At 40.9% G+C, this 23,370-nt stretch carries 22 protein-coding genes; 5 read left to right on the plus strand and 17 right to left on the minus strand.

Going from position 1 to position 23,370, the window contains the following annotated elements; all coding sequences use genetic code 11:
- Positions 1-23: 23 nt before the first annotated feature.
- The 4 genes from ACOMC3_RS18145 to ACOMC3_RS18160 all read right to left on the minus strand — a co-directional run bounded on the left by ACOMC3_RS18145 (position 24) and on the right by ACOMC3_RS18160 (position 5,757).
- On the minus strand, positions 24-2,699 hold the full coding sequence (locus ACOMC3_RS18145) for an ABC transporter permease (RefSeq protein ID WP_420317306.1): 2,676 nt from the start codon (positions 2,697-2,699) through the stop codon (positions 24-26).
- 2 nt (positions 2,700-2,701) lie between these two features.
- Complete coding sequence (locus ACOMC3_RS18150) at positions 2,702-3,034, minus strand: PadR family transcriptional regulator (protein WP_420317307.1); 333 nt, start codon at positions 3,032-3,034, stop codon at positions 2,702-2,704.
- A 307-nt stretch (positions 3,035-3,341) separates the two neighbouring features.
- The gene (locus ACOMC3_RS18155; protein ID WP_420317308.1) at positions 3,342-4,439 is read right to left on the minus strand and encodes a DUF2911 domain-containing protein; all 1,098 of its coding nucleotides are present in this window, start codon (positions 4,437-4,439) and stop codon (positions 3,342-3,344) included.
- Between the two features lie 94 nt (positions 4,440-4,533).
- Positions 4,534-5,757 carry a hypothetical protein gene (locus ACOMC3_RS18160; protein WP_420317309.1) on the minus strand — a complete coding sequence of 408 codons (1,224 nt, stop codon included), beginning with the start codon at positions 5,755-5,757 and terminating at the stop codon, positions 4,534-4,536.
- Positions 5,758-5,865: 108 nt separating this feature from the next.
- On the opposite strand from ACOMC3_RS18160, the gene ACOMC3_RS18165 reads away from it, so the two are divergent.
- Complete coding sequence (locus ACOMC3_RS18165; protein ID WP_420317310.1) at positions 5,866-6,972, plus strand: hypothetical protein; 1,107 nt, start codon at positions 5,866-5,868, stop codon at positions 6,970-6,972.
- A 33-nt stretch (positions 6,973-7,005) separates the two neighbouring features.
- On the opposite strand, the gene mnmD is transcribed toward ACOMC3_RS18165, so the two are convergent.
- Positions 7,006-7,665, minus strand: coding sequence for a tRNA (5-methylaminomethyl-2-thiouridine)(34)-methyltransferase MnmD (mnmD, locus tag ACOMC3_RS18170; RefSeq protein WP_420317311.1), 660 nt, complete (start codon positions 7,663-7,665; stop codon positions 7,006-7,008).
- 29 nt (positions 7,666-7,694) lie between these two features.
- On the opposite strand from mnmD, the gene ACOMC3_RS18175 reads away from it, so the two are divergent.
- Complete coding sequence (locus ACOMC3_RS18175; protein WP_420317312.1) at positions 7,695-8,192, plus strand: DinB family protein; 498 nt, start codon at positions 7,695-7,697, stop codon at positions 8,190-8,192.
- Positions 8,193-8,205: 13 nt separating this feature from the next.
- Here the strand turns inward: ACOMC3_RS18175 and ispF are convergent, their stop codons facing one another.
- From ispF to ACOMC3_RS18235, 12 genes are all read right to left on the minus strand, one after another.
- The gene (ispF, locus tag ACOMC3_RS18180; protein ID WP_420317313.1) at positions 8,206-8,694 is read right to left on the minus strand and encodes a 2-C-methyl-D-erythritol 2,4-cyclodiphosphate synthase; all 489 of its coding nucleotides are present in this window, start codon (positions 8,692-8,694) and stop codon (positions 8,206-8,208) included.
- A 113-nt stretch (positions 8,695-8,807) separates the two neighbouring features.
- Positions 8,808-9,638 carry a DUF4349 domain-containing protein gene (locus tag ACOMC3_RS18185; protein WP_420317314.1) on the minus strand — a complete coding sequence of 277 codons (831 nt, stop codon included), beginning with the start codon at positions 9,636-9,638 and terminating at the stop codon, positions 8,808-8,810.
- A 34-nt stretch (positions 9,639-9,672) separates the two neighbouring features.
- Entirely contained in the window at positions 9,673-10,458 is a 786-nt protein-coding gene (locus tag ACOMC3_RS18190; protein WP_420317315.1) for an inositol monophosphatase family protein, read from the minus strand.
- On the minus strand, positions 10,455-11,135 hold the full coding sequence (gene rsmI, locus ACOMC3_RS18195) for a 16S rRNA (cytidine(1402)-2'-O)-methyltransferase (RefSeq protein WP_420317316.1): 681 nt from the start codon (positions 11,133-11,135) through the stop codon (positions 10,455-10,457). Before rsmI ends, ACOMC3_RS18190 begins: the two co-directional genes overlap by 4 nt.
- 179 nt (positions 11,136-11,314) lie before the next feature.
- On the minus strand, positions 11,315-11,548 hold the full coding sequence (locus ACOMC3_RS18200; protein ID WP_420317317.1) for a 4a-hydroxytetrahydrobiopterin dehydratase: 234 nt from the start codon (positions 11,546-11,548) through the stop codon (positions 11,315-11,317).
- 10 nt (positions 11,549-11,558) lie between these two features.
- A complete protein-coding gene (locus tag ACOMC3_RS18205) occupies positions 11,559-11,819 on the minus strand; it encodes a DUF493 family protein (protein ID WP_420317318.1) in 261 nt (86 codons plus the stop codon).
- An 81-nt stretch (positions 11,820-11,900) separates the two neighbouring features.
- Entirely contained in the window at positions 11,901-13,733 is a 1,833-nt protein-coding gene (locus ACOMC3_RS18210) for a SurA N-terminal domain-containing protein (RefSeq protein ID WP_420317319.1), read from the minus strand.
- Positions 13,734-13,901: 168 nt separating this feature from the next.
- On the minus strand, positions 13,902-14,825 hold the full coding sequence (locus ACOMC3_RS18215; RefSeq protein WP_420317320.1) for a bile acid:sodium symporter family protein: 924 nt from the start codon (positions 14,823-14,825) through the stop codon (positions 13,902-13,904).
- 105 nt (positions 14,826-14,930) lie between these two features.
- On the minus strand, positions 14,931-15,752 hold the full coding sequence (locus tag ACOMC3_RS18220; protein ID WP_420317321.1) for a hypothetical protein: 822 nt from the start codon (positions 15,750-15,752) through the stop codon (positions 14,931-14,933).
- 30 nt (positions 15,753-15,782) lie between these two features.
- On the minus strand, positions 15,783-16,610 hold the full coding sequence (locus tag ACOMC3_RS18225) for a DUF4097 family beta strand repeat-containing protein (protein WP_420317322.1): 828 nt from the start codon (positions 16,608-16,610) through the stop codon (positions 15,783-15,785).
- A gap of 17 nt (positions 16,611-16,627) precedes the next feature.
- Positions 16,628-17,422, minus strand: a complete 795-nt coding sequence (locus tag ACOMC3_RS18230; RefSeq protein ID WP_420317323.1) for a HEAT repeat domain-containing protein — start codon at positions 17,420-17,422, stop codon at positions 16,628-16,630.
- Between the two features lie 2 nt (positions 17,423-17,424).
- Positions 17,425-17,976, minus strand: coding sequence for an RNA polymerase sigma factor (locus ACOMC3_RS18235; protein WP_420317324.1), 552 nt, complete (start codon positions 17,974-17,976; stop codon positions 17,425-17,427).
- Between the two features lie 143 nt (positions 17,977-18,119).
- Here ACOMC3_RS18235 and ACOMC3_RS18240 point away from each other — a divergent pair, with 143 nt between their 5' ends.
- The 3 genes from ACOMC3_RS18240 (at position 18,120) to ACOMC3_RS18250 (ending at position 23,244) form a co-directional block, all read left to right on the plus strand.
- Positions 18,120-20,984, plus strand: coding sequence for an FAD-binding and (Fe-S)-binding domain-containing protein (locus tag ACOMC3_RS18240; protein ID WP_420317325.1), 2,865 nt, complete (start codon positions 18,120-18,122; stop codon positions 20,982-20,984).
- 3 nt (positions 20,985-20,987) lie between these two features.
- Entirely contained in the window at positions 20,988-21,488 is a 501-nt protein-coding gene (locus ACOMC3_RS18245; protein WP_420317326.1) for a hypothetical protein, read from the plus strand.
- Between the two features lie 85 nt (positions 21,489-21,573).
- Complete coding sequence (locus ACOMC3_RS18250; RefSeq protein ID WP_420317327.1) at positions 21,574-23,244, plus strand: M1 family metallopeptidase; 1,671 nt, start codon at positions 21,574-21,576, stop codon at positions 23,242-23,244.
- The last annotated feature ends 126 nt before the right edge of the window (positions 23,245-23,370 follow it).

Below are 23,370 nucleotides of genomic sequence, written 5' to 3' on the forward strand. Positions count from 1 at the left end.
AATTTCCGTATGCATATTTTGGATCACTCATATCTCAGCGCCTTAACCGGGTTGGTCTTTGCGATGGAAAGTGTTTTATTGCCCACAGCAATCAATGCAATTATCACCACCATCACAGCCGCAATGAAAAACACTGAAATACCAATCGTGATACGACTAGTAAAATTGTCTAGCCAACCGTCCATGAGGAAATACACAATGGGCCATGAGATCACGTTTGCAATCCCTACAAGGATTAAAAATTCTTTAGACAGGATCATCACAATTTGTGATATATCAGCCCCGAGTACTTTTCGGATTCCAATCTCCTTTGTTCTTTGAAGGGCAGTAAATGATGTAAGACCAAAGAGACCAAGACATGCTACAATAATTGCGAATAAAGCAAACAAGGTAAAGGCTCTACTAAAGTTATGCTCGTTGGCGTATTGCTTGTTATAAAACTCATCGAGAAAGAAAGTATCGAAAGGGTTGCCCGGAAAGAATTGATCAAATGTTGCCTTACTTTCCTCATATGCTCGCTGATAATCATCCGTTTTGAGTTTTACAGTGATGAAAGAAGCATTGCTCTCGGTTAAAGGAAATACGAGAGGATTGATACTGTTCTTGACAGATTGTTGGTGATAGTTATCCACCACCCCTATGATGGTTCGCTTATTTCCACCATAAATCACTTTTTGACCAATAGCTTCTTCCGGAGTTGGAATTTCTAAATACTCCATTGTAGCTCTATTGATTACTACATTTCCAGTGTCAGTAGTGAATGATTTATCATAATTCCTGCCAGCTAGAAACTCAATGTCATACGTTGGGAAATAATCCTGATCTACACCCACCAAATAAACAGTAAAGTTTTTATCCCTCGTGTCCTCTTGTTTTCTCATTCCTCTTGTCCAAAAGATTTCATCTCCCGGTACATTCGAACTATTTGTCACAGCCTCTATGTTTGGATTGGCTCTGAGATCGTTTTCGAAAGAATTAAGGGCTGTTCCAAAGAGTGAATCCACTGCAAAAACCTGGGGGCCCCTCATGACCATGGTATCCGTCATATCAAATCCTACATCCAGCTTTTTCATATGACCCAGTTGTTGGTAGACAATGATGGTTCCAGCTATCAGAGTAACTGAGGCAGCAAACTGGAATACTACCAACGCTCTGCGCAGTAGAATACCTGACTTGTTTGTGGTCATCTTCCCTTTTAGCACCTGAATTGGACGGAAGGAAGATAAAATGAAAGCCGGGTAAAGTCCCGAAAGAAGCGATCCCATGATGTAAACACCTAACACAGCAAACCAAAAATCAGGTTTTAGGAAGAAAACTCTATTCATCTGCGAGTCAACCAACTGACCAAATAATGGTGTGGCGATCACCACTACGATGATTGCCAAGGTCAGGGCAATGAGGTTTAAGACAAAGGATTCAGTTAAAAACTGGTTGACGAGTTGTTTTTTATATGCACCCATCGATTTTCTAACGCCCACTTCCTTAGCACGCTCCAGCGATTTGGCTGTTGAAAGATTTATGTAATTGATCCAGGCGATGATTAAGATGAATCCTGCTATGATTGCCAGAAAAAACACCGTATCACCATCCCCTTGTTCGGCAGGTTCAGACTCTTGTAATAGGTTGGAGTATAGATGGATATCGGTAATCGGCTGCAAGGGGAAATCTGATCTGAAATTATACTTTTCGAAATCCTCGCCTCTTTCTGTGTATAGTATTTCCTCAAACTTTGCGTCAAATACTTTTGGATCAGTGCCATCTTTGAGTAAAACGTAGGTATTAAAATCATACCAACCCCAGGCGGTCTCAGAAGAGGCAGTTCCATCGTCATTACGAGTCTCATTATTTAAGGTCTCATAAGAAATCAGGAAATTGTATTTCAAGTGGGAGTTTTCCGGAACATCCTTGGTTACACCGGTAATTTCTAATGTTTTTTCTATCCAGGTGTAAAGATTCAAGCTCTCACCAACTACATCCGTTCGCCCAAAATATTTCTTAGCGATAGACTCTGTAATTACCACTGTATTCGGTTCGGTAAGTGCAGTTTCAACATCTCCATGAATCAATGGATAATCGAATATTTTCAAAAAAGAAGGATCGGCAATTTGAATTCGTTTTTCCCTGAACTGGATGTTGTCCTTCTCAAAAACTCCGGACATTGGAAAAGCTCTTGCAAAATCAACCACCTCGGGCATGTTTTCCTTCATGAAAGGGCCAACACGAGGGACAGCTGCAGCACAATCAATCTGCAGATCTTCTCCCCGATAAACCATGTACTTGACGCGATAGAGATTTTCGTGATTGGAGTGGAATTTGTCGTAGCTGTATTCGTATGCGACATACTGTGCGATGAACAAACATGCAGCAATACCCAGAGCTAAACCGAAGATATTGAGCGCCGAGTACACTTGATTCTTTGCAAGCGTTCTAAATGTGGTTTTTATGTAGTTCTTTAACATTGGGATTGAGTTATTGTGAATGACCTTTCGTTTTCTTTTTAGATCATAATTGCGAATCGAGAGGAATGCATCTTTATAATAGTGTATGCGTGCTTTGAATAGTCCTATGCTCTCCACACGATCCTGAAACATTTCCTGAAGATCTCCAAGGATATCATCCAGGAGGTCATCATCATAAATAAGACGTAGCAGTTTTTCCGCTGACTTAGGAGGACTGATATGATTCTGTCTTGCTGGCACCTCTAGATTTGGATTATTGCCAATTGCGGGATGGTTTTATAGAAATTTTCCTTCATTTCCTTTGCTTCTTTTAAGATTGCAAATCCCGCATTAGTTACTTGAAAGTATCTTTTCTTCTTACCGCCACGCTTTTGTGTGGCTCTACCAAACGATGAGGTTAGGTAGCCCTTATCTTCCAACCGATAAAGTGAAGAGTGTATGGCGCTTATGTTTGATTTTCGATTAGCTCTTTTTTCCAATTCTTCTTTTACTGAAACGGCATACGCTTCCGTTTCCAGTGACGCAACTGTGAGTAAAATGAGTTCTTCAAATTCGCCGAGATTATTTCCTTTCATAGTTTCGTTTCTACAATTGAGAGATTGGCACACCTAACCCAACTGGATGCTTATCGATCTCAATTAATTAGGTTGAGCGTTACGCTCATTATTCCTCATAAATGTAAATATTACCTATGATAATACTCATGTTTGTAAATAAAAGTTACAAAGAGTGCTTATTTGCTTAATTCAAAACAGATTCGAGATATAGAATCTTGATACTTCTACAAGAATCTTTTTGACAGTTTTCGGGGAAGAATTGGCTTTTTAAAGCGACATGCAGAGTCCCTTTTGAGTAAACTGAAACCTTAATTCTACACTGCATTCAATTTCGCTCAAGAATCAACTTATTTTGTAGATAAAGGTATCTGGCGTAGTTTTCCCATCTACTTTTTTGTTCGATAGTTATATCCAGCGCCTTCTTAAAATGCTCGGTAGCCTTCTGTTGATTTTTTTCTTTCAGGTAATACTCCCCAAATGCAAAGTGCGTTTGAAAATTCTTCGGATGTAGTTCTACTCCTTTTTCAAGAATTGCAAGCGCCTCCTTTTTCTTTTCCTCTACAGCATATTTCCTCAAAGCGTAATAGTAGATATTAAACCCACTTGCAGTTGTCCATGCTTTCTCTATAAGCTCTTTCGATTCATCCCTCTTGCCCTGAGATTCCAGTAGCTCAGCTTTGAGCATTTGGTAAGTAAAGTTGTAATGTTGACGATAATATTCATTTGACATGGTATCAAAAGCAAGTCGCGATTTTTCTAAATAATCCAATGCAAATTCTTTTTGGTTTGGATTGTCTTCTAATGTTCTAACTGCAAGCTCTTGATAATCATTGGCATCTTTTTTCTCTTTACTTTCAATATCTGAAATGATGTTGCTAAAGGCATCTGTTTGAACATTAAATGTCACAGCTGTTTCCTCCCATCTGAGTTGCACATCTACGGATTCTGATTTTGGGTTGATAAACTCATAGCTCAGCCACTCTTGAAAGGGCATGGTTTTAGTTTTGACAGGAACACGAATGATGTCATTTGCTTTGTCATAATTAAAAGCTCCCCAACTCTTGCCTGAAGAAAAAATCAAAGTCCATTCCTTTTCCGATACCAAAACAAGAAATCCATACGAGCCAGAATCCAGTTTCTGACCTTCAACCTCCACGGGGTGACTAAATTCGATGGTGGTTCGTTGATTGGATCCTGCTCTCCAGGGGTATTCCTTTCCATCAACCACAAAATCGAAGGGTACTATGCCACCAAATATCTTTCTCCCATTTACTGATGGGCTGTGATATTTGATAGTGATATCACACTTACCAATATTGGCAGTGGTGGTTCTGGACTGACTGACCAAGGTTTTTCCGCCTACGTCTTGAGAGAATCCTATAGCTGCTAATAAATAAAGAGATAAGAAAATTGAGCCTTTCATAATCCTGATTTTTGTTCAATGGTACACAAGCGTTAGACAAGTCAAAGGCTATCTGTAAAACAAGATCGTTCAATCTTGTTCATAAATTTTCTGACTACTGTAACAGTACCAATTCACCGTTTTGATCCTTCAGTTCGAAATTTAAAACTTCTCCCAGGCCTTTGAATTTAAAGCGAGCACCTACCAGTTTCCCCATGGATTCCTTGTAAGCTTCAGTATAGACTTCTTTTCCACCAATAAGGATGGATACTTGCTTTTTTTCTACCTGAATACTCAATTCAACAGGGTCAGTAAAATCTGCACTAAGGAAAGACAGGTCGTACTCCTTGCCACGTAAATAAGTGTCATTGAGCATCAGATTATTATCAGAACTACACCCAATCTTTGAAAACGGGATAATCATGGCACCTGTGGACCCAATGAAATAAATACTCATGGCCTGGCATACTGCCCATCGATCATCAAATACATTTTTAACAGTTGCAGAAAAGGAGAAGTTGTCACCTGAAACCCGACCCAGGTCATCGATAAAATGAAAAGAAGAGACAACAGGTTTCTCACGCGCTATTATTTCCTTTTTGATCTCTTCCGGAAAAGAAAGTGCAGTGCCGTCAATTTCCGGCTCAAAATATTTTGGTGTTGAAGCGTATTCGATCAGTCCCAGCCAGCCTTCACTTTTCAGGAAAAGGTCATGAGCCTGGGCTTCCTTCCCATCCACCATAAGCTTCGCTCTGAAGTATCCGGGAAAATAGTATATCCCTGTTGCTTGTGTTTGTTCTTTTTGAATAACTATCGTCTTTGTAGGATCCCAATACTGCTGAATATGTAAGCTGTCTGTCCTTAGGTCAGAGGGGATATTGAAATCAAATACCACGGAATTTGGATACTCCTTGCTCAAGACTTTACTTGAAAACGAAAACTCAGAAGCATTAATAACTACCTCTGGACGCTTATTGCCAACAAGGCTTATGGAGATTAATGCCAGAATGAATCCAATCGTCACATAGATTGATTTCCGTGGGGTCTTTACCTTTTTCCTTTTAATTGGGTCGGCCATTTTAAAAGCACGCCAGTTCTCCTTGCCCACAAACTGAGAAAGAGCATCAAGCGTTGTGATGCTTGGAGCTCCATCGTGGTTCACAACACCAAAAAAACGTTTTAGTGTCGCCACACTGAGCATTACTCGTGTTGACTCAAAAACTTTCTCAGAAAGCTCATCAAACATTTTACTATGCCAACCGCTCACAGCTCCCCAGTTAAGAAGTTCCTCAACCTCATGCCTTAATCGGGCGATATACTTTTCTGAGTTATCTGACATCTTCCAAAAGTGTTAAACATCCATGAGTTGAACAACCATGAATCACATTGAATCAACTTGTCTACAGATACCATTACTTAACCTTTGAACCATGCGTAAGGTTGTGGTATGAAAACACAAGTAAAACTCACAATAGCGCTTCTCCTTTTTAGCATAGGATCAAAAGGACAAATTATTCCAATTGATACGAACAATTGGGAAATTCAAGCGCGTGCCTATGTTCTTGAAAAACATCTGGGATCAGACGCAATATATCTCCAGTCAGGCTCTATGACTCTTAAGGATAAAAAGTTTAAAAATGGCATCATTGAATTTGACATACAACTGAAGGAAGAACAGGCCTTCCCCGGGGTTTACTTCCGGGCAAATAACGAGACTGGAGATTCCGAGCAGTTCTATGTTCGACCTCACCAATCCGGAAATCCGGATGCGAATCAGGCAGCACCGACAACCAAAAACATTTCACCATGGCAACTGTATTTTGGCCCCCGATACTCGTTTGCTTACAAATACAATTATGATACCTGGACTCACATAAAGATTCTAGTAAATGAAGATAAGGCTCAGGTATATCTGGATAATAGTGACAAACCAAACCTCTCCTGGGATCTATTTCATAAACCAGAATCCGGCAAGATCATCATAAGAGGGGGTAACTCGTCTGGCTTTCATATCGCCAACATCAAAGTCTCATTCGACGCTCCTGATCTTGCCGATTTTAGCCCAATTGAAAGGGAAGCTATTCCCAATTTGATCCAGGAGTGGGAAATTTCGGACATGTTTGAGGAAAAGCTTCTTGAAAACCCAAACAATATCGAAGAGGCTCTGGCGAACAGGAGGTGGCAAGGGAAAATAAAAGTAGATGAAGGGACTGCTGCTAATATTTCCAGAATCCAAAATTTATATAATGGCGAGCCTGGCAATACCGTTTTTGCAAAAATCACCATTACCTCAGAAAAAGATCAAATGAAACTATTTGAGTTTGGTTACAGTGACAGGGTAGTAGCCATTCTAAACGGGAAACCCATCTATTGGGGAAACAATAAATGGCGAAGTAGAGACTACCGATACCTGGGTACGGTAGGGTTATTTGATGGGATATACCTTGACTTGAAAAAAGGCAAAAATGAGCTCTTGATGGCTGTTTCAGAAGATTTCGGGGGCTGGTTAATTACCGGGAGATTTAAAGATAATAGCGGGGTAATTGTAAAATAGGTTTCCTGGTAAGCCGGTCTTCTGATCGGCTTACTATTTTATTCCCCTAACCATTTCCTTCTTGCCCATGGCTCCTTGTAGCGTTTCAACCTCAAAGCCAGCTTCTACGAGGTTGCGTTTGAATTGACCTTGTGCACAATAGGTGGTGAGTATTCCTCCTCTATCTAACAGTGAGAAGCATTTCTTAAGGTTCTCCAATGACCAGACTTCCGGTTGTTTGCTGGGTGCAAATGCGTCGAAGTAAATGATGTGAAATGAGCTTGAAGTGGTGAAGTCTTCGAGCTTTGATTTTGTTTTTTGTAGGATGAAATTGGAAGAAATCTTTGATTCTTTCTCCCAATTAGATTCGTGAATTTTCAAAAGCAATCCCCTTTCCTCTTCGGACCTGAAGAAGTTCAGATTCTGATAAATCTCTTTGTCAATTGGGTACGGTTCTAAAGAAGTGAATTGAATTTTTTGGCTGTGTCTTGCCGAAAATTGAGCAGTTAGAAAGGCATTCAAGCCGGTTCCCAGTCCAATCTCCAAAATTCTGATCTCAGTCGCTTGATTTCCTGACAACCAATGTTCAAGTCCCTCACGTATAAACACATGCATGGATTCTCCCCTGGCTCCTCTGGTGGAGTGGTAGGTCTCGTTCAGTTCCTCATCAAATAAGCTGTGAGAACCATCTTCGGTAGTAATGATCTTGATCATGTGCTATCTTAAAACTTAAAATTGATGCAATGGAAATATATGATGGTCAATCCTTTGTTAAATACCTGGACAAAGTAAAAGCAAGAACAGCAAGATTGTTTGAGTTTATTCCAGAAGATAAGATTGAGTGGACTTATAAGGAGGGGAAGTTCACCATTGGTGACCAAATAAGACACATGGCAGCTATTGAACGCTTCATGTACGTTGAGAATGTTCAATTGAAACCTTCCAAATACAAGGGATGCGGAATCGAACTGGCTGAAAGGAAGGAGGCCATCATAAATTTTTACCTTCAAATGCAAAAGGAATCACGAGAGGTATTTGAGCGTTTGAGCCATGATGACATGGAAATGAAATGCGAAACACCAGGAGGCGTTATGATCACCGTTTGGAAATGGTTGCGCGCATTAATTGAGCATGAGGTACATCATCGAGGACAGCTTTACATGTATTTGGCCATATTGGGAGTTGATACCCCTCCACTCTATGGGTTGACATCTGAGGAGGTTATTTCAAGGTCGGTTTAAGATTCTGAATGACCTAATTTTTATAGATCAGAACAGTAGCATGTGCAGCCACTCCTTCTTCTTTTCCAACAAACCCTAGCTTTTCAGTAGTGGTTGCCTTGATGGAAATGTCTTCCTCTTCTATTTCCATTACTTCAGCCAGGACCTTTTTCATTTCTGGAATATGAGGATTGAGTTTAGGCATTTCCAGGCATACGGTTGAATCAATGTTCCCTACTTTATACCCTTTTTCACCAATGATTTGAACAACTTCTTTCAGTAAAATCTTACTATCAATGCCTTTAAATTTTGGGTCTTTGTCAGAGAAATGAAAGCCAATGTCTCGCATATTAGCAGCTCCTAATAGTGCATCACAAATCACATGGATTAGTACATCTGCATCCGAGTGACCATAGGCTCCATGAGAATGAGGGATCTTGATTCCTCCAATCCAGAAATCCACACCTTCTGCAAGGGCATGTACATCATATCCGTAACCGACGCGTATGTTGGGTTTGTTCATCCAACAAAATTAGATACATTCTGAATAACACCCCTATAATCCCCTCAAGGGGATATTCCCCCTTTGAAGGGGGGTGAGTCAGCCACAAGTGTAGGTAGGGGGATGTTTATTAATTATTTTTTACGAGCTCTTACTTTCTTCACCACCCAAACAACGCCGACAGCAAGTAAACCAAATGGCCAAAGAGCTAACACGTAAACCAGGAAAGTAAGAAATCCCTGCCAACCGGCGGTAATGGAATTAACCAAACGAGTACCGAAACCGGGGCGCTGCTCCTGATCCAGTTCGTATGGAATCAATTGGTAGAATGATACATCAATGGTGCTGAAATTGATTTGATGACTTAGCAACTTAAATTGTCCTTGAAGTGATTCGATCTCTGATCGCACCTGATTCAGGTTTCTTTCCACTTCCAGAATGTCGGTGATCTTATTCGCTTGTTTGAGTATCTCCAAATAACGCTCCTCTAATTTTTTCTTATTGTCAATTCGGGACTGAAGATCATAATACCTTTCTGTTACATCATCGGTATTCACCCATCGGTTATCCAGCTTTTTATCCTTGGTAATATCAGTGATCATTGGATCAAAGTTTTGCGGTGGTACCTTGATGCTCACATTGTAATTCACCCGATCATATCCTTTGTTTTCATTCTCTGAGCTGATATAAGCATCAAATTTTTCCAACAATTTATTGAGTCGCTGGTACTCTGCTTGGGTGCTTTCTACCCGATAGGAAAGTCCTCCGTTTTTGATGACCTTCTTTTCGATTTCAGGATCCTCTTGAGATTGATTCGACACTTTGCGCAGAGAGGAGCTTCCTGCATCGGAATCGGACATCTCCATCATTGGAGCTGCTTCCATATCCGCCATTGAGGAACTAGAACCTTCATTGCCGCCACAGGCAGCCATTAGAAAGATCAAGAGCATAGTGAGAGTCTTCATCGTTATAAATTTAGCAGATGAAGCTACAACAATCCTACCAGTATTTTTTGATTACGTGCAAAAGCTGAGGATGTACCGCTCCGCCTGCAACGATTTCCCGCCCAAAAATGTAGTCTTCCCCGCCTCGAAAATCCGTGACAGTTCCTCCTGCCTCCTTTACCAGGATGACTCCTCCAGCTATGTCGTATGAGTTGAGGTTGTACTCAAAATATCCACCATATCTACCACATGCCACGTATGCCATGTCCGCAGCAGCACTTCCCATTCGTCTGAGACCCTGAGTCGACTCCATGAGTTGATGAAGTATCAACAAGTATTCATCCAATCGATCAAAATCGTAATAGGGGAAACCAGTTGCCAGAACGGTATCAGAAAATGATTCTGCTTGCGAAACACGAATAGGTTGTTTATTCAAATAGGCCCCCCCATCTTTCCATGCAGTAAAGCATTCGTCATTGGCTACTTCATACACAACCCCCGCAACAATCTTTTCTTCATGCAGCAAGCCAATGCTTACACAGTAATTGGGGATGCCATGCACAAAATTGGTGGTCCCGTCCAATGGGTCAATGATCCAGGTAAATTCCTTCTGGCTCTGAGCGGTAGTTTCTTCCTCAGTAATGAAGCCAGCTTCTGGAAGGATTTTTTCTAAAGCAGAAATGATTTGTTTCTCAGATTCAGTATCTACATAAGAAACCAGGTCGCTATCTCCTTTAAACTCTACTTCATCGTAGGAAAATCGCCTTCTTTCCTGTCGGATGAATCCTCCGGTTTTCATGGCTACAGCAGCTACCTTTTCAGTTATGCTTTCAAGGTTCATTTCACTCCTTCTAATACGATGACAAATTCTCCTTTAATCGATTTAGTGCTGAAGTAGGTGAGCACATCATCTACGGAACCCGTTACGGTTTCTTCAAATTTCTTTGTTAACTCTCTGGAAACCGAAACGTTTCGTTCCCCTAAAATTTCTTTGAATTGTTGCAAGGTTTTTAGGAGTCTGTGCGGAGACTCGTAATAAACGACTGTGCGGGTTTCCTCCTTTATTGACTCAATTCTGGTTTGCCTACCCTTTTTGTGGGGTAAAAAACCTTCGAAAACAAAACGGTCACAAGGGAATCCAGATTTGATCAACGCAGGAATAAAAGCTGTTGCACCGGGTAATGAATCTACCGGAATCTCATTGGCTAATGCTTCTCGCACAAGCAAGAATCCAGGGTCTGAAATGCCTGGAGTGCCTGCATCGGAGATCTGTGCAATCGACTTACCTTCTTTCAATTTTGAGATTGCTTCTTCTACCTTTTTATGCTCATTGTGCGCATGGAAGCTCTGAGCCTGGGTGTTGATTTCATAATGCTTCAAAAGAATGCCTGAAGTGCGGGTATCTTCCGCCAGTATGAGGTCTACCTGTTTTAAAACCTCAACTGCACGATAGGTCATATCAGCGAGGTTACCAATCGGAGTGGGGACGAGGTATAGTTTTCCAGGCTCTATGGTCATAAAGCTAAGTTAGATTTTTAACCACAAAGAACACAGAGAATGATTCTCGGAGGACAGATTTAATAAAACGCCATTGCAATCAAAAGAACCGTCATCGCGAACGCAGTGAAGCGATCTCATTGATACCAGGCACTAACAAACCATAAGATTGCTTCGTCGTTCCTCCTCGCAATTACGTTCTATACCAACCCATCAATCGCCTCCGCCAGCTTATGATCTTTTTCCGTCACTACATCACCTGCATCATGGGTGTTCAGTTCGAAGCTCACCGTATTGTAAACGTTCCTCCAATTCGGATGGTGGTTCATTTTTTCGGCTACAATCGCAACTTTGCTCATGAAACCAAAGGCTTCAACAAAGTCCTTAAATTCAAAGGTTTTCTTCAGTTTGTTATTTTCTTCAGTCCAGCTCATAATTCATCTTTTATAATGCGATAATTCCTTCAATCTTATTTGCCTCTTTGTACACCTCTACCACTTCTTGACTGGAGTTCATCTTCTTACTAAGTGTTACACTCACATATTTGTTTCCTGAACTTGGCTTTAATTTTATTAGAGCGCCAGGCACCAATGATTCTACTTTGGTCTGGTGTTCCGGTTTTACAATGAACTTGAAGGTATAGTTATCTGGAAAATGATGGGTTCCTTCCAGTTTTTCGACAAATGCTCTTTCGTCCCAACTCATAAATTCATTTTAATTATACAAGTATAAAAAAAGCCATCCCGATAAAGTTCGGAATGGCTTTCTATAATGTTTTAATTCTGCTTAGAAGAACTTGTATCTCATGTCTTCAATCTCAGCGAATTCTTTTACTGCTTCATCAATTTTTCTTGGAACAAATAATCGGAAGTATGATAGTGGGAAGTCTGCTACCATCGCGTTTTGACCAAGTCGCTGACGAGAAACCTGAAGAGCGAATGATGAGTAGTTGTCCAAATCAGCAGGAATGTCTTTTGCGTCAAGTTGAATGACAATGACACCATCCTGAATATCGAAAGCTTTTGTGATTTCTCTTTCTTCCAAAGCAAATGATAAACCGATGGCTTCAGGAGCATATCCTACTCCCGTGATACTGTTTGAGAACATTTGAAAGTCTACTGAACCAGTTTTAGCATCATCTCCGTAAGCAATTGCGAGTGATTCAACATCTGAAGCATCCAGTCCATTCAAAGTGTTAAGTATGGATTCTGCTTTCTTTTGATTTCTTACTTTTCTTTCTACCTGATTTCTAACCTCGTCAAGGTTAGCCACTCCTTTTTCCTGTTCAGAAGTCATAGCCGCAACGATGTATCTATCACCGACTTCTTTCACGTCGGAAACAGCACCAGTGGAAGCGTCATTGTACAACCATAGAACTAAACTTCTGGCTTCAACAATTGGTCCAACACGCTGTGCATTTTTTCCTATTCGATTTGCCGTTCTGATGTTTAACTCTTGTTCAGCAGCTAGTTTTCTAAATTCCTCAAGGTTTCCTGCAGATGCTGCAAACAAATCAGCTTGTCTGTAGATTTCATTGATTGTTTCATCAGAGACGAAAAACTCTTTTTTCATTTTTGCCACCCGGTAAAGGATGCTGTCTGGGGCAGGTTCATCCATTCGGGAAAGCTTATAGAATTCGTATGCTCCATTTACAATTTGTGGTTCTGTTACAAACCCTACTTCCTGACCTTGAAGTGATGCCGGAAGGTTATCTACCCCATAAGTAATGAATGGGTATGGATCGTCAGAATTGATACTCACGTAACTTGAATCGTTGGTAGCCTGAGCGAGTGCTTCTTTAAAATCTGCAACTTCACCTGCAACAACTGCAGAATCGGCTCCAGATGGAATGATGTCAAAAATGACATACTCCATGTTTCTAGTTTCTTCACGCTGAAATTCGGATTCATTGCTGTCTAGATAATCTTGTAATTCACTATCAGAAACGCTAACTGAAGAATCAGAAACATTTAGGAAAGGAACAAACATGTAGCTTACCGAAGCTGTAGCATTTTGGCTGATGTACTCATCTTTGGCCTCATACTTAGTTACGTAATTTGTTTTGGTAAACAAGTTCGAATACTTCTCAAGCTTTCTGCTAGGAACCAATGATTGCTCAAAGGCAATCCATGAATTTCTTTGTTGAGGTGGAGCCTGCTGAAGTGTTGAAAGGAATGCAGTTACATTCTCCTTTTGGAAAAATCCTGTCTGTGGATCAGCAAAAAATTGTTGGATTTGAGGACTAATGTTGCTGCCTTGAACCATATCTACCAACTCATCATTGGTAACAACAATGCCAAGCTCATCAAACTGCTTGTCGTATGCGTTTTGAAGAATCAGTGCATTCCATGCTTGATTTCTAATTTGATCAGTTTCCTGTTGAAGTGGATTTCTACCAGTATTGATAGCAAAATTGTATGATAGCTCGTCTACCTTGTTTTGAAACTGAGTATTTGAGATGCTTGTTCCGGCAATCTCTCCAATATCCGGGTTATCTCCTCCTCCCAAAAGTGTGGAGTTACCGATTAAATCTGTGCCTATGAATGCAACCATAGTGACCATGATAGCTCCCACCACGATCTTACCCATCTTGTTTCTCAGTATGCCTATTAGTGCCATAATCTTCTAAATGCTCTTTTTATAAGGTCGGCAAAAATAAGGAAATAATTTGCTATTGACCCACACCGCGGGTTTTAATAAATCTGTCGTAATCATCAAGGGATCAATTGGTTAGTCAGAATCCTTTTTGCTTTCTGAGATGATGAGACTTGGCTGCTATCATCTCTACTAAATATTTGATACTGTTGAAGGGCTGACGTCTGCATTTCTGTTCCAAAAATACGCCAGACAGAGACCTGATATAATGTGCCATATGCCCCACCAGGCTGCCACGATCGCCATACCGCCCAACCCTTCAAAAAAACCAAAGATTATAATTAGTCCCAGGCCAGAGTTTTGAATGCCAGTTTCAATAGCGATTGATTTTCGATCCTGTAATTGAAGCTTGAAAACCCGGGCCAGGTTGAACCCTGCTAGCAAGGCAAACGCATTGTGGGCGAAAACCAGTAATACGACCAAGTGAATATGTGCAATAAATAAATCAAAATTCGCATTGAAGGCCATAATGACAATTCCAGCGAAAATGGCAATGGAACTGTAATGCATAATCGGGTGAAGCTTATCGGCAATGGTTGGCTTCCATTTTCTTAAGAGCATTCCCAGGAAAATTGGAATCAATAGTAGCATGGTGATGGTCTTAAACAATTCCCAAAAATCCAGACTAACCTCAGTGAGGATAGATGCAGTTGGAGGATATAGACTTCCCCAAAATGTAATATTGAGAGGTGTCATAATGATCGCCAGTGTGCTTGAAACTGCAGTTAAACTTACAGAAAGAGCTGTGTTACCCCTGGCCATTGCAGTCATGAAGTTTGATATATTGCCGCCTGGACATGCCGCAACCAGCATCATGCCCAAAGCGAAACTTGGACGAGGTTGAATGATCAATACCAACAGAAAGGTAAGAGACGGCAGCACGAGGAACTGAGAGAATATGCCGACAAGGGTAGATTTGGGACTTTTTATCACTCGAATAAAGTCCTCTAATCGAAGATTAATAGCGACCCCAAACATGATGAATCCGAGGCTTAAGTTGAGGTAGAATAGGTTAGCCTCGCTAAAATTTAATGTGACCTGATCGATCGGATCCATTCAGGCAAGATAAAATAAATGATCGTCATTGCGAACGACAAAGGAGTGAAGCAATCTTAAAATTAAGATCGCTTCACATACGTTCGCGATGACATTTAAAAAGATTTACTTCTTCCGGATAATAATATCTCCATGCATGTTTTTGAAGGTGTACTCCGGACCGCCTCCATTGATGGCTCCAAAGACCCACGAATTGATAGACACCTTGTATTTACCATCGTCTGATTTCACCTCTGGCTTTGATCGGTCTACTGTCATGTCATAGTCTGTAAATATTTCCCCGCGATCGGATCTCATTTTTGCGGTGGCTTTTATTCCAGGAGGAAATGTAACATCAACGTTTCCGTGGAGGGTAACAAATGACATGGGTTCATTTGGTGTCACTTTGATAAAGTTCACGATGATGTCTCCGTGAACGGTATTGGATACTATAGAGCCACTCATATCTTTCAAAGTCAAGGGGCCATGTACTGCTGAAATCTCATGAGTTCCACTTACACCGGTGACATCTACCTGACCATGGACTGTTGAAACCTCCAAATCAAAATTAGCCGGTACTCTGATGGTAAGGTTGATTGGTTTTTTCCATGAGTTGGTTTCTACTTTCACTCTATTATTGTTTTCAGAAGCGCTCAACTCTATTGGACTGGATGCAATCCTTTTCATTCCAGACGGAACAGATCGATCATCGTCATCATCATCGCAGCTGGCACAATCATCATCTTTTGATTTAGTACTTGCTTCGGCTTCAATGATTACTTCCTTTCCTTCGTAGGCTTCTACCATGATGTCTCCTCGTACAAGCCCTACTTCTAGTTTCCCTTTATTTCCAGGAGAGCTGAGTGGAATTGCAATTCGTTCGTTGAAATCTTGTGCCCAAACGGCTGCTGAGGCTACAAGAAATAATATGATTAATAATTTTTTCATGCTTTTATATTTTGTGCACACGAGGTGCGGTTATTCACTTTTTTTCAAATACACATTTCCATTAATACTTCGGAATGAAAGCTCAGGCCCGCCAGAACCTATTTCTACTCCGGTTTTAGTACCAATTTTGAAAGTCCCGTTTCGTTCACTTTTCTCTACTTTGGGACTCATTCGTTTATAGTCAAAGGCAGTAAAGAGATCACCATTCATACTATCGAAGAATACCTGTGCACTGAAGTCCTCAGGCAGCTCGAAAGTGAAATCTCCATTTACCGTATTAAAATCAATGGCGTTTTTAGGGCTTTCTAAAAAATTGATGGTTACATCGCCGTTTACTGTAGATGCCTGCAATACTTGACGCGCATTTTTGATTTCCACCTCACCATTGACATTACAAGCTTTGACCGGCCCATCAATGTTTTGCACATAGACATCCCCATTGTTGATGGTTTTTGCTTCTAGGCTGACTGCTTTCGGGACCTTGAGTTTGTACTGATATTTGAAAGTATACTTTGGGTAGTCATGCATATCATAACCCGTATAATTTCCCCACCGACACTTTTTAATAAATGGAGCTTTGGTATAGAACACCAGGGAGTCATGGGTAAACAACTCACCAAGTTCGAGTTCACTTTTAGCTTTTGCTAATAATTCATCCGTACCCGCTGACATTTCGATGACTAAACTGAGATAGACCTTATTGTCTTCAGAGGCCTCAATCTCAACATCACCGTTAATGTTATTGACGATTACTAACATTTGACTTGGATTATCGATGGTATATTCTTTGTTGATCTCGACCTTATCCTCCTTGAGGTCCGGGTTGATCAGTATTAATAATATGAGTAATAAGTTCATTAGTCCAATTTTTGAGTTTAAGTATTCTTGAGCGTCTTAATGCTCTCAACCAGTTTTTCCTTCACGAATTCATCTTCCGTATTTTCTTTTAGTTGTTCCATCGCATCCACGGATGATTTTTCCTGAATGGCTACCAAGACATCTGCTATGGCAACTAACATCAGCGGAGACTCCTGCATCTTCAATGCATCTACCAAAGCATGCCTAACATCAGGCTCATCGACATAGCGCACCAAAGATTCCAAAGACGCCAATCGCACATTGATATTATCATCGTGATTCAGCGTAGATATCAGTGCATTAATCACTTTCTCAGCTGCCTTTGGCATCTCGGCAGCCATATTTACAGCTCGAATACGTTCCTGTGCCTTCGGCTGTTCAATGAGCGTAAGCATCATCATTTCTTTCATACTTTGAATTTCGCTGCTTAACTGAACTATGTCCTGCTTCTGATCCTGAGAAGGCAACATCCACCAACCAATGAACAGTCCCATCACCAATGACGCCAGACCTACTTGCCAGCTTTTGGTCATTTGTGCTACAATCCAGTCCAGCACATTCGGACGAACTTCTTTTTGTTTTTCCGAATAAGCGGCCATCATTCCTTCAAATCGGGCATCCATGGCATCACTTGGTTCAGGTCTTTCGATCTCCTCAAACAAATCCCAGGTCTGCTCCAGATCTTTCAGGTCTTTAGCTTTCTCAGGGTTGGATAGAAGAAACTCCTTCAATGCCTTTTCTTCATTCTCACTGATGTTTCCTGCCAGCTTATCCTGCCAGAGTTCCTCTGCTTTTTTATTTGTTATTTTCATAGCTAGACATCCATTTTTATGTAGGACTCCCGTAATTCTTTCAATATTCGATGCACGCGAACTTTGATTGCGCTCTCAGTTACTCCAAGCATTTCCGCCACCTTGGCGTATTTCACTTTTTGAAATCGCACCAGCTCAATCAGTTCTCTTTTTTCATCAGACAGATTAGCTAGTGCTTTTTTCAGGTAGTTCAATTCATCACTCTTTTCCATTTCTACCTCCTGATTTTTATTTTCACTTAATCGCTCTTCATAAGGATTCATGTCCTCTTGAAAAGCGTATCGCTTATTTTTTCGGTAGTGATCGTGATGCACGTTACGCGCCATCTGGAAGGCCCAAACCTCAAAGTCTCCGCTTTCTTTATAGGTATGCTTGTACTTTAGAATACGCATGAACACATTTTGCACCAGATCCTCACTAGTCGCTCCATCATTGGTCATTCCATAGAAGAAGCCAAAGAATCGGCGACTGTACCGTTTGTAAAGCAGGTTGAGTTTTTCTACCTCTCCTTCTTTCACTTTCAACATCAAACTGTGGTCTTCCAGTAGGTTCATTTGGTGCATTCTGTCGGGGAAACTCCCCTAATTTCTGAAGGTTACATCGGGATTGGAAATTATTTAACGCTTCCCTAACCTCTCTCTTGAAAGAGAGGGGAAATTTCCGAAAGGAAATGGGGTGAGTTGATTAGGTTTGACCTATGAACTTGGAAGGTCTAAAAAAGGAACTTAAAGGCGATCTTCATGTAGGGGAAGCCATACGACGAATATATGCCACAGATGCGTCTGCCTATCGGGAAGTTCCTCAGGCTGTTGCGATCCCAAAGACTGATGACGACCTGAAAAAGCTTATTCAGTTTGCTGCTGAAAATAAAACCTCACTGATACCCCGAACAGCGGGAACTTCACTTGCAGGGCAGGTAGTAGGTGGTGGAATTGTGGTAGATGTGTCTAAGCATTTCACCAAAATACTGGAGGTGAATCTGGAGGAAGAATACGTATGGGTGCAGCCAGGGATTGTTCGTGATGAACTGAATAGAGAGCTTTCAAAACATGGATACTTCTTCTCACCAGAAACATCTACTGCTAATCGGGCCATGATCGGAGGAATGATCGGGAATAATAGTTGTGGTTCCAACTCGGTAGTTTATGGAAGTACCAGAGAACACTTGTTAGAGGTGAAGGCATTATTGTCTGATGGTTCAGACGCTCATTTTAAGGACACAGATGATTTACGAAGTTCATCAGAACTTGAGAACAAGTTGTATCAAAACATCTCAGATATTCTTCTTGAAGAGAAGAATATTCAACGTATTAAAAAGGAATTCCCAAAGCCCAACATACCTAGAAGAAACACCGGATACGCGCTTGATATGCTTGCGGACATGCAGCCATTTAATCCTGAAGGCAAGCCATTTAATTTTTGTTCATTGATTGCTGGTTCAGAGGGGACGCTGGCATTTATTACAGCGGCCAAGTTGAAGATCACTAAAATCCCTGAAGGATATAAGCGACTAGTTTGCATTCATGCGAAAACAATAGATGATGCTTTGAAAGCGAACCTGATTGCTCTCAATTATCAACCGTATGCCTGTGAGTTGATGGACCATTACATCCTGGAGGCCACAAGCAGAAATAAAGAACAGGCGGAAAATCGATTTTTTGTCGAAGGAGAACCAAAAGCCATTTTGGTAGTGGAACTGATCGGTGAGACAGAAAAGGAAGTAGACATTCGTATTCTTAATTTCCTGACAGAGCTTGGAAAACAGCGACTGGGGTATGCATTTCCAATCATCAAAGGGGATGATATTTCTAAGGTTTGGAATCTGAGAAAGGCAGGTTTAGGATTGCTTTCCAACATCCCCGGAGATACAAAACCTGCTCCAGTGATTGAAGACACGGCAGTAGACGTAAAAGACCTTCCTAATTATATCGGCGACTTCAACAAAATCTTACACAAGCATGGGTTGTACAGCGTACATTATGCGCATGCCGGATCAGGAGAGCTGCACCTTCGCCCGTATCTCAATCTGAAAGCAGAAGAGGGAGTCAAGCTCTTCCGAACCATTGCTGAGGAGATTGCTGAACTGGTCAAAAAATACAGTGGCTCACTTTCCGGTGAGCATGGAGATGGGCGGTTACGTGGCGAGTTTATTCCAAAAATGATCGGAGTGGAAAACTATCAGCTTCTTAAAAAGGTAAAGCAAGCCTGGGATCCGCATAATATCTTCAATCCTGGAAAGATTGTGGACACTGCTCCCATGGATACTTCACTTAGGTATGAGAAAAATCAAGAAACGCCTGAGTTTGAGACCATGCTTGACTTCTCACAAGATGAGGGGATTGTGCGATCAACTGAATTATGCAATGGGTCCGGTGATTGCCGAAAGTCAGCACTTACTGGAGGAACCATGTGCCCCAGCTATCAAGCCACCCGAGATGAAAAGGACACCACTCGGGCACGGGCCAACATCCTCCGGGAAATGCTTACTCGATCCAAAGAAGCTAACCCATTCGCACAGCCAGAAATAAAAGAAGTGATGGATCTCTGTTTATCATGCAAAGGCTGTAAGCGGGAATGTCCATCCAATGTAGATATGGGCAAGCTCAAAGCGGAATGGCAAAATCAGTCGATGAAGGAAAAAGGTGTTCCATTTCGCACCAAAATGATCGCCAACTATGCGAAAAGCATGGAGCGATTTGAGGTGGCACCCTGGGCATATAACCTGACAAGAAATCTTTCAAAGCCCATGCTGGGATTTGCATCCAAGCGATCTATTCCTAAGATGGCAAATCAAACGCTACGCTCTTGGTTTGATAAGAAATTTCATTCGCTTCAACGTAAACCGAAAAAGACCATCTACTTCTTTTTTGATGAGTTTACCAACTACCTGGATGTAGCCATCGGCAAAAAAGCGATTATGCTGCTGGACCGAATGGGTTATGAAGTAAGAGCGGCCAATCATGCAATTAGTGGTCGTGCTTATTTGTCAAAAGGGATGCTTGAGGAGGCGAAAGAGTTAGCTAAGCAAAATGTAAAACTTTTTCATAGCATATTGAAAAAAGACATGTGCCTGGTAGGGATAGAACCATCTGCAATTCTGACTTTTCGGGATGAGTACCCGGATTTGCTTCGGGGAAAAGAAAAGGAACAGTCACTGAAAGTGGCTGAAAGGACCTTCACAATCGAAGAGTTTTTAGCTAGGGAGTTGGAAGAAGGAAGTCTAAAGTCAGAAGATTTTCCAAGAAAGAAACAAAAAGTGTTGGTACACGGTCACTGCCATCAAAAAGCGCTCTCCTCCATGACTCCAACAATGAAAATATTAAAAGCAGCAGAAGGGTTTGATGTACAAATGATCCCCAGTGGATGCTGTGGCATGGCCGGATCATTTGGTTATGAAAAAGAGCATTTTGAGGTGTCGATGAAAATTGGTGAATTGGTTCTTTTCCCAAAAGTGCGGGAAGCAGAAAAAGACACAATCATTTTAGCATCTGGCACTTCATGTCGACATCAAATCCTGGACGGAACAGGTAGGGTAGCGAGGCATATTGTGGAGGTTTTATGATAAATGAGATTCGAAGCATCAGTCTATAGAGAGAGTCATCGAAGGAAGGTTATTGAAGAGAGAAATAATCTAATTGGGTATATACTAATAGGTGTATCCATTCTTCTAATCTTAATAGATTTTCATATTCTTGGCTTTTCGATTGGAGTTTCTGTTTTTGCCTATTACTTCATCTGGGCATTTATTCGCTGGAATAAACCTGAGCCTGCTAGAGGCTCATTTCCATTTAAAATGATTATTACAGAGAATGGAATTCAATTAGGGCAAAAGCTTTATCCTTTCAGTGAAATTTCAGTACTGAAGTTTTCAATAACTGATTATAAGAGACAGCTAAGAAACGAATTGATTGGTTTCGCTAAATATCCAACTAAATCAAATGGAACCAGAAATCAATTACACTTTACCTATCAGAACTCATTGTATAAAATCAGGTTCCGATTAGACCATAAGAAACATTTTTGTGAAGCCCAGAATATTAGAGCTGTAATAACGGATTATTTTTAATCGGACACTTATTAAACTTCCTCTTAACGTAAGCATATTTTGAGAGAACGAGGTAAATTACCTTATCACCCATTTTGGAAGCAAAATGAAAAAGCTACTTCTCCTAATCATTGTATCATTGATAGCCGGTGCATGTAGATACAAACCTTTTGTCAAATATTATTTCCAGAACAAAAAAGAAGGTTTTCCAAGGTTTTCAAAACACGATTATTTACAAGGTGAGATCAACCGTTTGAGAGCCTATGATATCACCACTTACGATTGGTATGTTAAAGTAGACCCTGACGAAGAGCGAATTGAAGGAACTATGAGAATCGATTTCCAGATGGAAATGCGTCAAGACTCCATCCTGATAGACCTTCATCGAAGATTGAAGGTTGACAATATTGAAAGCTCGATTTCCATAAAAAAATGGAAGCACACAAAGGATTTGATTTACATCGTCTTTGCGGATCAAGCAGCAGAAGGCACCAATGGATCAATTAAAATAACCTATGGAGGGAAGCCGGCCAATATTGCAAACGAAGGTCCTATTCAATGGAAAGAGGATAGTAGGGGGAATCCATGGGTCGGCACACAAACCGAGGGCGTGGGGGCGCACTATATGATGCCATGCAAAGAGCTTTTGTATGACGAACCTGAGCAGTGTTTTATTCGGGTTGAAGTATCGAGCCCACTTGTCGCGGTGGCCAATGGTAAACTCGATAGTGTTACCACAAAAGGAGAAAATCAGGTATATCACCATTCGGTCCTTAACCCTATCAATATTTATAATATTTCATTCAACATCGGTGATTTTAAAAAAATCACATTCCCATACACGGATATTAACGGTGATGATAGGGAAATTCAGGTCTTTGCCCTAAGGCATCAAATAGACGCGGCAAGGTCTTTCTACGCTCAAACTTCACTGCATTTACAAGAGCTTGAAAAGTTATACGGTTCATTTCCATGGTGGAGAGATGGATGTAAAATCATTCAATCTACGCTGGGAGGAAGTGCAATGGAACACCAGTCAGCCATTTCAATGGGCTCCTATTTTTTCAATGATTATGCCCCTCCTGCCTATTCATTAAAAGTGAACACAACTTTAATTCATGAACTGGCGCATGAATGGTGGGGGAATCTGCTTTCCGGAATGGACTACTGTGATATGTGGCTTCATGAAGGGCTTGCCACTTATTCTGAGGCTTTAGTCATCGAAAAATTATACCAAACTAACTATTATGACCATTATATGTGGCTACTATCACTCAATGTTGATAATGAACGGCCGGTTTTGAAACCTTGCGGTGTTCGATACAATAGCTGGGTGAGCTCTAAGGATGCAGACATCTACTATAAAGGGGCCCTTTTGCTTCATACTTTGAGAATGCAAATAAATGATGATGAAGCATTCTTTTCTATTTTAAAAGGAACACTAAACAGGTTTGCTAAACAAAATATCACAACCGAAACCTTCATTGAGTACTTCAATGAAACTTCCAAAAAAGATTTTGATCCCTTGTTTGAAGTGTACTTAAAGCAAAAATCACCGCCGGTACTTTTATATGCTTATGACCCAACTCATTCGACTTTGCGATATAAATGGAAAACCGGGCTTCCTGATAATTTCCCATTAAAAGTAGTGGCGACCTTGAGTGATAAAAAAGTAATCTTGACCCCCACTAACTCAATTCAACAAATCGAAATAGAGAGTTTTCCATCATTCAATATTGGGGATTTTGGTTATGTCCTGACTGAGGATTTGGAATAAGTTGATTTTTTAGATCGTCCGTACTAGTGGTTGAGTTTGTGATTGTTCTTCCTAGCTCCTCAAATTGGAAATGATGGCCGTTTGTGTAAAAACCATGGTATTCTGAAACTCATAATGGTTACATTC

Source organism: Ekhidna sp. (assembly GCF_965212185.1).
GTDB lineage: Bacteria > Bacteroidota > Bacteroidia > Cytophagales > Cyclobacteriaceae > Ekhidna.